At 62.8% G+C, this 9,682-nt stretch carries 7 protein-coding genes and 1 pseudogene; 2 read left to right on the top strand and 6 right to left on the bottom strand.

Going from position 1 to position 9,682, the window contains the following annotated elements:
- Positions 1-166: 166 nt before the first annotated feature.
- A complete protein-coding gene (locus tag AC30NL_RS06130) occupies positions 167-409 on the bottom strand; it encodes a hypothetical protein (RefSeq protein ID WP_489463126.1) in 243 nt (80 codons plus the stop codon).
- A gap of 226 nt (positions 410-635) precedes the next feature.
- On the opposite strand from AC30NL_RS06130, the gene AC30NL_RS06125 reads away from it, so the two are divergent.
- On the top strand, positions 636-863 hold the full coding sequence (locus AC30NL_RS06125) for a DUF3606 domain-containing protein (protein ID WP_489463125.1): 228 nt from the start codon (positions 636-638) through the stop codon (positions 861-863).
- A gap of 243 nt (positions 864-1,106) precedes the next feature.
- On the opposite strand, the gene fdhD is transcribed toward AC30NL_RS06125, so the two are convergent.
- The 4 genes and pseudogenes from fdhD to AC30NL_RS06105 form a co-directional block, all read right to left on the bottom strand.
- Entirely contained in the window at positions 1,107-1,919 is an 813-nt protein-coding gene (gene fdhD, locus AC30NL_RS06120; RefSeq protein ID WP_489463124.1) for a formate dehydrogenase accessory sulfurtransferase FdhD, read from the bottom strand.
- Positions 1,920-2,283: 364 nt separating this feature from the next.
- Positions 2,284-4,647: an FdhF/YdeP family oxidoreductase gene (locus AC30NL_RS06115; RefSeq protein WP_489463123.1), complete on the bottom strand. Its 2,364-nt coding sequence runs from the start codon at positions 4,645-4,647 to the stop codon at positions 2,284-2,286.
- Positions 4,648-4,677: 30 nt separating this feature from the next.
- Positions 4,678-6,340 (bottom strand): annotated as a pseudogene (locus AC30NL_RS06110) (OFA family MFS transporter).
- A 167-nt stretch (positions 6,341-6,507) separates the two neighbouring features.
- Positions 6,508-7,593: a flavodoxin family protein gene (locus tag AC30NL_RS06105; protein WP_489463122.1), complete on the bottom strand. Its 1,086-nt coding sequence runs from the start codon at positions 7,591-7,593 to the stop codon at positions 6,508-6,510.
- A gap of 167 nt (positions 7,594-7,760) precedes the next feature.
- On the opposite strand from AC30NL_RS06105, the gene AC30NL_RS06100 reads away from it, so the two are divergent.
- Positions 7,761-8,936, top strand: coding sequence for an extracellular catalytic domain type 1 short-chain-length polyhydroxyalkanoate depolymerase (locus AC30NL_RS06100; RefSeq protein ID WP_489463121.1), 1,176 nt, complete (start codon positions 7,761-7,763; stop codon positions 8,934-8,936).
- 121 nt (positions 8,937-9,057) lie between these two features.
- Here the strand turns inward: AC30NL_RS06100 and AC30NL_RS06095 are convergent, their stop codons facing one another.
- Positions 9,058-9,549: a thioesterase family protein gene (locus tag AC30NL_RS06095; protein WP_489463120.1), complete on the bottom strand. Its 492-nt coding sequence runs from the start codon at positions 9,547-9,549 to the stop codon at positions 9,058-9,060.
- Positions 9,550-9,682 lie beyond the last annotated feature (133 nt).

The raw sequence follows: 9,682 nt of genomic DNA, 5'->3' as shown, positions 1-9,682 counted from the left end.
TCCTTCCCACACTCGGTCGCCCTCATGCAGTTGCGCTTCGCTTCGTTCGTCGTGATCAACTTACGGCGGGACTTGCACCCACAAGAGTGCGCCCATGCTGGCCGCACATGAAAAAGGCCACGTTTTTCGACGTGGCCCTTGTCAGTTCAGCGATATCCGAAGCGTTTCAGCCCTTCGCCGCCTTCTCGGCTTCTGCCAGTTCCTTGCACGAAGGTGCGCAGACGAACTGAGTGCGGCCCAGCAGTTTCTTGCCCTTCAGGGATGCGCGGGGACGGTGCTTGCCGCAAAGAAAGCACGACATGGTGGCCGTGGTGAATGCCCCGGCGGAGCCGAACGGCGAGCCTGCGGGCTTAGAGCGGTAGCGGAGTCCATCGGAATCGATGGATGTCTTGATTTCGTCTTTGGCCATGGTCTTTTACAGCTCCTTCAAACAACTTATGGGCAGATGGTGCCGGAAACGAATAGTTCCAGGGCCTACGGGTAAGAGCGCCGCTGCGCCGGGTGTTCCGGGAAAAGCGGCTGTCCAACGATGAGCTCGCCGGAGGGCGAACAGGCGGCGCCACCCCGTATTGTAGGCAATGAGCGGGCACGCGTTTTGCCGTGAGGCCAATATCCCAAAATAATTGGAGACCCACATGCCTGACAAGTTGCAAAACCGAGGCGGCCAGGATCGCAAGCGTATCAACGTCAACGAAGACTACGAATTGCGAGACTGGTCCAAGAAGTTCGGCGTTTCGAAGGACAAGCTGAAGGAAGCCGTGCAGGCGGTCGGCGATCAGGCCGACAGGGTTGAAAAATATCTGAAAGGCAGCGAGCGAAGCGGCGGCACCAGCGACCTCGGGCGCGGCAAGTCTTCAATCTAGCCCTCAGCCTCCTCACAGCAACCACCTCGGCGGGACGAATCGCGTCTCGCCGCGCTCGTTCTGGTCGATTTCGTTTTTGGTCAATGTGGATGCTTCCCAGGGCATTCACCTTGGCGCCGAAATACGCTGTGGTGCCGATGGGAAAGGGCCGCTCAGGCAACGCAAGTCTTACAACGCGCCCAGCAGGTCGAAGCGTGCATTTCCGATTCGCGTGGCTCCACTGGATTTACGCCGGCCAGAGCCTCACATGCCGCTGTATTCCACCGCCTGATCGCCGCGGCAGAAGCCGTACAGCTGCATCCGCGACTCCCGCGCGATGTCGATCGCGAGCGAAGTCGGCGCCGAGATCGCGGCCAGCGTTCCGATGCCCAGCCGCGCGCACTTGCGCACCAGTTCGTAGCTCACGCGGCTGGACATGACCACGAAGCCGGGCTCACCCAGCCGTCCGGCCAACGCGCGCCGGCCCAGCAACTTATCGAGTGCGTTGTGACGGCCGACGTCCTCGGCCACGTCGAGCAAGGTACCGTCGGGTGTGGCCCACCCCGCCGCGTGGCAGGCACCGGTCTCGGCATTTAGCGTCTGGCGCTCCGGCAGGGCCGCGAAGGAGCGCAGTACCACCTCCGCGGGCACCGGCGGGCGCCCCTGGATGCATTCGCTGGGGTGCAGGTCCAGCTGATCCAGGCTGTCGACGCCGCACAGGCCACACCCGGTACGGCCCTCGAGCGCCCGCCGACGCTCCTTCAGCGCAGCGAATGCACGCGACGACACTTGAAGCTGCACCTCGCAGCCCTTCGCGTGGACCCGCACCTCGATGTCGCGGCACTCCTCGCGGCCGGAGATCAATCCTTCGGACAGTGCAAAGCCGAGGCCGAGCGCCTCGAGGTCGGTCGGCGTGGCCATCATCACTGCATGCGACAGGCCGTTGAAAACCAGCGCCACAGGCGTCTCGACGACGACCACGTCGCTGCGCTCGCTCACCTCCGAGCCACGGCGGCGGCGCACCGACACCGCTTCGATCGGCGCCAGGCTGTCGTTGGCCGCGTGCGAAGGATTCATGGCCTCAGAGGCTGAGAGTTTTTCGATCATGCCCGCTCATCACACCAAAAGCCCCCTGCTCGTCGTTGCAAATGCTCGCCATATCAGGCGCCTTTTGACGTGCTGCTCGGACACGTTCGAAATACTCCCAGCTTCTCAGGCGTCCCTGCTGCGTCGCGAAAGCTCGCCATTGCCCGCTCTCGTCGAGTTGCAGCCGGGCCCAGCCCGGACCGCTGATGTCGTCGATCCGCGCGTCGCTCATCTGCGTGTATGCGCGTATGAGCACGCTGACGCGCACGTCCAGCCGCTTGGCCAAGCGGGTTAGCGAGACGCCCCGGCCGTCGACGTCCAGGGCGAGGAGTTCGCGCAGCGCGCGGTCTTCGAGTCAGACGTCGACATGCTCGGGCCGCGCTGCATCGCGCGAGTTCGCCGTCGGCGGCGCGCCATGCGGCCTCGGCCTCAGCACCACGGGGATCGACTTCGAGGTCGGAGTGCGGGCGCCGATCGCGAAGCTTTGCAGCGGGACCAGTGCATTGGTCTCGGGGTAGTAGCTCGCGATGCAGCCGCGTGGAATGTCGTACTCGACCAGCAGGAACTTCTCGGCGCTGCGCCGCTGCTCATCGCCGCTGTCGTCACGGTAGATGCTCATGATGTCGACCCAGTCGCCTGCGTTCATGCCGATGGCCTTCAGGTCGTCACGGTGGATAAAGACCACTCGGCGGTGGCCGTAGACGCCGCGATAGCGGTCGTCCATGCCGTAGATCGTGGTGTTGTACTGGTCGTGCGAACGCACCGTGGCCAGCGTCAGAACAATGTCGTTGTTCTGCTTGCGCGCACGGTGCACCGGCGTGTCGCGCGGAACCGCATGCGTGCTGAAGTGCGCCTTCAGTGACGGTGTATCCCAGATCCGCTGCGACGCACTGTTGCGCAGCCGGAAGCCGCCAGGCTTGCGGATCTTCTCGTTGAAGCCGGCGAAGTCGTCGAACACCGCCTCGATCTTGTCGCGGATGCGGCTGTAGTCTTCGACCAACCACAGCCAGGGCGTCTTGCTGGCGGGCAAAGTTGCGGCCGCGAGGCGCGCGACGATCATCGGCTCGGACAGCAGATGCGGCGAGGCTGGCGCATTGAGACCGGACGACAAGTGCACCATGCTCATCGAGTCTTCGACCGTGATGCCTTGCGGACCAGCGGCCTGCACGTCGATCTCGGTGCGGCCCAGGCAAGGCAGCAGCAGCGCCTGCCGGCCGTGGATCACGTGGCTGCGGTTGAACTTGGTGGCCACATGCACGGTCAGCTCGCACTGGCGCAGCGCCTTCCAGGTGGCATGGGTGTCGGGGGTCGCGGCAGCAAAGTTACCGCCCATCCCGAAGAACACCTTGCCACGGCCGTCGAGCATCGCCTCGATCGCGCCGATGGTGTCGAAACCGTTCTCTCGCGGCGGCTCGAAGCCGAAGACATCGCCCAGCCGATCGAGAAAGCCCGGTGCGGGCCTCTCGTAGATGCCCATCGTGCGGTCGCCCTGCACGTTGCTGTGGCCGCGAACCGGGCAGACGCCAGCACCGGGTCGGCCCACGTTGCCGCGCATCAACAGCATGTTGGCGATCATCTGGATCGTCGCAACCGAATGCTGATGCTGGGTGATGCCCATGCCCCAGCACGCGATCACGCTACCGGCACCGACGTACAGCTCGGCGGCCTGTGAGATCTGCGCCTGGCTCAGGCCGGACTCGGCCTCGAGCGCTTCCCATGATTCGGCGCGCACATCGGCCTCGAACGACTCGAACCCCAAGGTGTGCTCGGCGATGAACGCAGTGTCGAGCACGCGCTGCCGACCCTCGCGCCGTGCCTGATCGTCGAGCTCGAACACGTGCTTGCATATGCCCTTGATCACGGCCAGATCGCCGCCGATGCGCACCTGGAAGTAGTGCGAGCTGATGGGCGTGGAGCCGAGCGTGGCCATTTCGAGCGCGTTCTGCGGGTTCGCAAAGCGCTCCAGCCCGCGCTCGCGCAGTGGGTTGAAGCTGACGATCCTGGCGCCCCGCTTCGAAGCCTCGCGCAGCTCGCCGAGCATGCGAGGGTGGTTGGTACCGGGGTTCTGGCCGAAGATGAAGATGGCATCGGCACATTCGAAGTCGTCGAGCGTCACCGTCCCTTTGCCCACGCCGATGGTCGGGCGCAGTCCCGCACCGCTGGGCTCGTGGCACATGTTGGAGCAGTCAGGGAAATTGTTCGTACCGTACTCGCGCACGAACAGCTGGTAGAGAAAGGCCGCCTCGTTGCTGGTGCGGCCGGAGGTGTAAAAGATCGCTTGGTTGGGGTCAGGCAGCGCCCGCAGTTCGCGAGCGATCAGCCCGAATGCCTCGTCCCAGCCGATGGGCTGGTAGCGGTCGGAGGCCGCGTCATACACCATCGGGTGCGTCATGCGGCCCATGTCTTCCAGGAAGAAGTCGGATTGTTCGGCGAACCAGCTGACGGTGTGCGCGCCCAGCACATCGGGTGTCGCGCGTCGCGACGTGGCCTCGGCAGCCACGGCCTTCACACCGTTCTCGCAGAACTCAAAGGTCGAGGCGTGATCGCGGTCGGGCCAGGCGCAGCCGGGGCAGTCAAAGCCGTCCGGCTGGTTGGCCGACAGCATAGTTTTCACGCCCTTGGCCGCAATGCCATGCTGCACCAACTGCCGGGCCGAGCTCTTCAGCGCACCCCAGCCACCAGCGGGCCCTTTGTAGAATGCGATCTTCTGCTGCGCCATCGTCCTGAATCCCTTCCTCTTTGTGTGAAGTCAAGCGAAGAACTTGCCGACGCTGAGCAAGGTCTTGTAGACACCCCAAGCGAGCGGGATGCCGACGGCCGTCCATGCAAGCACGAGGGCAAAGGCCGACGTCGCACCACCAGCGACCGGGCCATTGCCGACCGCGGCGGTTGCCGCGCGCTCGTGCGCCAGGCGCTTCTCGACGGCCAGCTCCTCATCGCTCATGAAGTGTTTGGCAGCCACCGGGCGGATGGACAGGTTGGCGATCAGACCGATCACGAGCATGCCGACCAGGATATACATCGTCTGGTTGTAGACCTGCTCGCGCGGGATGCCGAGGCCGAGCTGGTAGTCGCGCATGTAGTTGACGACCACAGGGCCCAGGATGCCGGCGGTCGCCCAGGGCTGTCAGCAGGCGGCCGTGGATCGCGCCCACCATCTGCGTACCGAACAAATCGGCAAGATAAGCCGGCACTGTGGCAAAGCCACCGCCGTACATGCTCAGGATGATGCAGACCGCAGCAACGAACAGCAGCTTGCTTCCTGCGGCGGCGCTGCTGGGCAAACTGGCGTACAGAATGCCTCCGAGCACGAAGAACACCACATAGGTCATCTTGCGGCCGAGCTTGTCGGAAATGCTGGCCCAGACGAATCGACCGCCGATGTTGAACAGGCTCAGCAGCGCAGTGAAACCGGCGGCGATGCTGGCAATGGCAGCCAGCTGCACCTTGTCGAGCTCGCTGAACTTCCTGGTCACGCCGATCAGGGTGCCGCCGAAGACCTCCTGCAGCATCGGACTCGCCATGCCGATCACGCCGATGCCGGCGCTGACGTTCATGCACAGCACGATCCATACGAGCCAGAACTGCGGAATTCCCCAGACCTTCTTCACATGCACATGGCGTTGCGTGATCATCGCGTCGGCAGCTTGTGAGACCGGCGGGGTCCAGCCTTTGGGCTTCCAGCCGGTGGCTGGCACGCGGTAGCCGAACGCGCCGCCCATCATGAACACGAAGTACACGAGGGCCATCACGATGAAGGTCTGCATCACGCCGACGTCGGTCGGCGAGGCGAAGTGTTTCATCAATTCGGCGGCCAGCGGAGAGCCGATCATCGCACCGCCGCCGAAGCCCATGATGGCCATTCCAGTGGCCATGCCACGGCGGTCGGGGAACCACTTGATCAGAGTCGACACCGGCGAGATGTAGCCCAGGCCCAGCCCGATGCCCCCGATGATCCCCGAGCCCAGGATCATCAGCAAGAACTGATGCAGGTGAATGCCAAGGGCCGACATCAGCATGCCGCCGCACCAGCACAGCGCGCTGACGACACCAGCCTTGCGTGGACCGGCATGTTCGAGCCAGCCGCCCCACAGCGCTGCCGAGCAGCCCAGGAACACGAAGAACAGGGTGTACATCCACCCGAGGGTAGAAATTTTCCAGTCGCACGTCGTTGTGAAAAATTCGGCAAAGAAGCCGATCTCCGGGCCGCACTTGATGGCGTCCTTGATGCCCAGCGCCTTGGACAAAGGCAACCAGAACACCGAGAAGCCATAAGCCATGCCGATGCACAGGTGGATGGCCAGTGCAGCTGGCGGCACCAGCCACCGGTTGAAGCCTGGGGCGGCGACGGTTCGTTCCTTGTCGAGCAAGCCTGCGACGCTTGAATGCGCGGATCGTTCTTGCGAACCCATCACTGTTGAAGACATTCTTGTTCTCGAGATGTGTGATTTGAGATTTCGGGCCACTTAGGACATGGCCCCAAACGGGAACTTGTTCCGGGCCATGTCCTTAGCGCCGCACGCGACTGTACGTGAGGCACCGGTGCCGGCAAGATGATGCCTTGAACTTGGTGCGAAGATCACTTCGGCCGCGGATGCTTCAGCGCTCTATCTGGCATCGACAGTTTGCCTTCACGCAGTTCCTTCACCGCATTGCTCACTGCACGAGCCACGTTGCGCACCTCTTCCTGCAGCGCCTCGTCCTTGTCCAGCGATTCGTGGCTCGTTGCATACGGCTCGTAATAACTGACATACCGATCAAGGCTCGACGCTGCACCCGCATCGACAAGACCCATCCAGTCAAGCCAGTCGACGAGCGATCTGCGCACACCTTCCACGCCTGCCACGTCGCCATGCACCACCACGCCGTAGACCCGTCCTGAAAGGTGCTTCGGGTACGACCAGCCCCTGAGCTCCAGCGCTTTCGCGAGCTCGGGCTTCTTCCCCCCGGTGGATGTCGGATCAGGATTGCCGCCATCGGCACACACAAGCCGGTCGATCATCAGCTTGAGCACACTTGGCGCCTGATACCAATGCACGGGAGTGAGCATGATGATTCCATGCGCCGACACCCAGCGTTCGTAGATCTCGTTCATCCAGTCGTCGACCTGGTCGAGCGCGTGATTCGGATAGCACGAGCAAGGCCAGTGGCACAGCGGCATCGCCGTCGACACACAGCCCTTGCAGGGGTGGATGCGCCGGCCGTATTCGGAAGTGAGAAGACTGAGGTCGAGAAAGTCAACGTCGATGCCCGCGCTCCTGAGCACCTGCACGGTGATCTCGCTCATGCGAAATGTCTTCGATATCTCTCCCGGGCAGCTGCCGTCATTGCGCGGGGATCCGCAAATGACAAGCACGCGTGAACTCGTCGACGGATCCTTCTGCCGCTTTTCGGCATCGATCAATCGATTGCGTGCGGCGACCCATTCGACAGACAGGTCGTAATCAGGATCAGCGAATCCCGGGCCTGCCTTTTGCGTGATCGGTGCCTTGCGACTTTTCTCGTAGGCGTCCCACGCAATGACTTCGATGCGTCGGAGGGCCTCCTTCTCAGGCTCGAACTTCGGATCGTAGAAAGACTGGCGGAAGCGCTCCACAAACACCTCCCGTGACAATGGTTGCGAGGCTTGCCCTTTTCTTGCATGAGGTGTGTCGTCGTGGGCCACGTCCGGCTCCTTGCTGGTGAATTTCGCCAAGTAGCAATGGATGTGCCTGTGGCGTCGCAGCCGCATTCCCCGACGCCGAGACGCGCATGGATGTAACGCCTGAGGGCAAGACTTGAATTCATGGGTTACGGTGCGATCTCGAAATCAATCAACCGAGGGGCAGTACGGTGAAAGATTCATTGCGACAGATGATGGAAAGCATCACGCGGCTCACGCGTGCGGGCAAGCTTGGTGAGGCCACCGCGGCAATTCAGAGGGCACTTGGCGGGAAGCCTTTCAGACCGGCAGCAAGCGCCCAGACAGCGACGACCGATGACGTCGACGTGATCGATGTCGAGGCCCGCGTCATTCCCGACAGCAAATACGAAGCGGTGCCCAGTGTCTTTGACTTCGACTTCGCGCCGGACGAGCCGATCGTGGCTCCAGCGCCCTTTGTCGAACCCATTCCTGAATCCAGGCCCGACATCGCCGGAGACTTCATCGACGGCACGTTCACCAACGCTGCAGGCACACGGCCCTACAAGCTGTATGTGCCAGGCGGGGAACATACTGAGCCGCGACCGATGGTCGTCATGCTGCACGGCTGCAAACAGAACCCGGGCGATTTCGCGGCCGGCACGCGCATGAACGAGTTGGCGCAGGCCAGCGGTTGGGTCGTGCTCTACCCGGGACAGCAAAAGACCGCCAATCAGATGGGCTGCTGGAACTGGTTCCAGGAGGCCGATCAGCAGCGTGGGCGAGGAGAGCCGTCGATCATTGCGGACATGACGCGACAGGTCATTGCCGATCACGGAATCGATCCGAAGCGCGTCTATGTTGCCGGCCTGTCGGCAGGCGGCGCGATGGCCGCGATCATGGCGACGACATATCCGGAGTTGTTCGCAGCTGCCGGCATTCATTCAGGCCTGCCGCACGCAGCGGCGAGCGATCTGGTGTCTGCACTGAGGGCGATGAAGCAAGGACCGTCAAACGCTTCGTCGTCGGCACGCGCGAATCGCGTCGTCGTGCCAACCATCGTGTTTCATGGCGACCGGGACACCACGGTCCACCCGTGCAACGGCGATGAAGTCATCGCGCAGGCGCGTTTCAGTTCGTCGCAGGAAGCCATGGCGTCAAATTCGGGGCAGGTACATGTCGAGCGCGGACAGGTGCCGGGCGGTCATTCGTTTAGCAGGAAGATTCACCGAGATGAAGCGGGAGTTTGCGACGCCGAGCATTGGGTGGTGCATGGCGCTGGGCATGCGTGGTCGGGTGGAAGCAGGCAGGGTTCTTACACCGATCCGCTGGGACCGGATGCATCGAAGGAGATGCTGCGTTTTTTCAGCGAGCATCCGCACTCTTAGTTCAACCTTCTCGGCCTGACCGTATTGATCCTTCTGGGCACACAAGAGTCGGAGTCGGTCAAGTCGCAACCAATGTGAGCTTGACCGTTTTGGATCCCAAGCCGATTCAGCTGGGGCGCCCCTACGAAACGATGTACGCCGCGGCCCCCGTCGACAGCAACTTCCCGTCCGCCCCCAGGAACTCCATCCGCGTGGACGCCACACGTGACCCGAGCCGCATCACCTGCGCTCGCAATTCGAATCGCTCGCCGATGCCCGGGCGGAGATAGTCGATCCGCAGATCAATCGTTCCGAGCTTCCCGAATCGCAGCAACCTTTGCGCTGGCGGCTCGTCCATGTGCCTGGCACCGATGGCCGCCATCACCGCCAGCCCGCCCATCGCATCCAGGCCGGCACTGATCACGCCGCCATGCAGTCGTTGGTGCGCGAAATGCCCGATCAACTCGGGGCGCATGTTGATGTGGCCCGAAACGCCTTCGGCGCTCATCATGTCGACCTTCAGGCCCAGCACCCGGTTGAACAGGATGCGCTCTTCGAAGATTTCCGTCATGCGCTCGACGAATTCGGGCTCGAAACCGTCGGCGTGTGCCACTGAAGTGGATTTGGGACTCATCGGGTCTCAGATCCACCCTTTTCAAGGCCCTCGCTCCCTCTCCCTCTGGGCTGACCTTTACCCGGAGCCGCCCTCGCTGGACACAGTCGCCTGTGTCGCAGTGATCGACTCTGTCATGGCGAGCCACATGGCG

Origin of the sequence: Rhizobacter sp. (genome assembly GCA_021153565.1) — a bacterium.
Taxonomy (GTDB): Bacteria; Pseudomonadota; Gammaproteobacteria; order Burkholderiales; family Burkholderiaceae_C; genus Albitalea.
The sequence above is the reverse complement of the archived record's forward strand: the minus strand, read 5'-3'. Positions and strand labels throughout refer to the sequence as shown.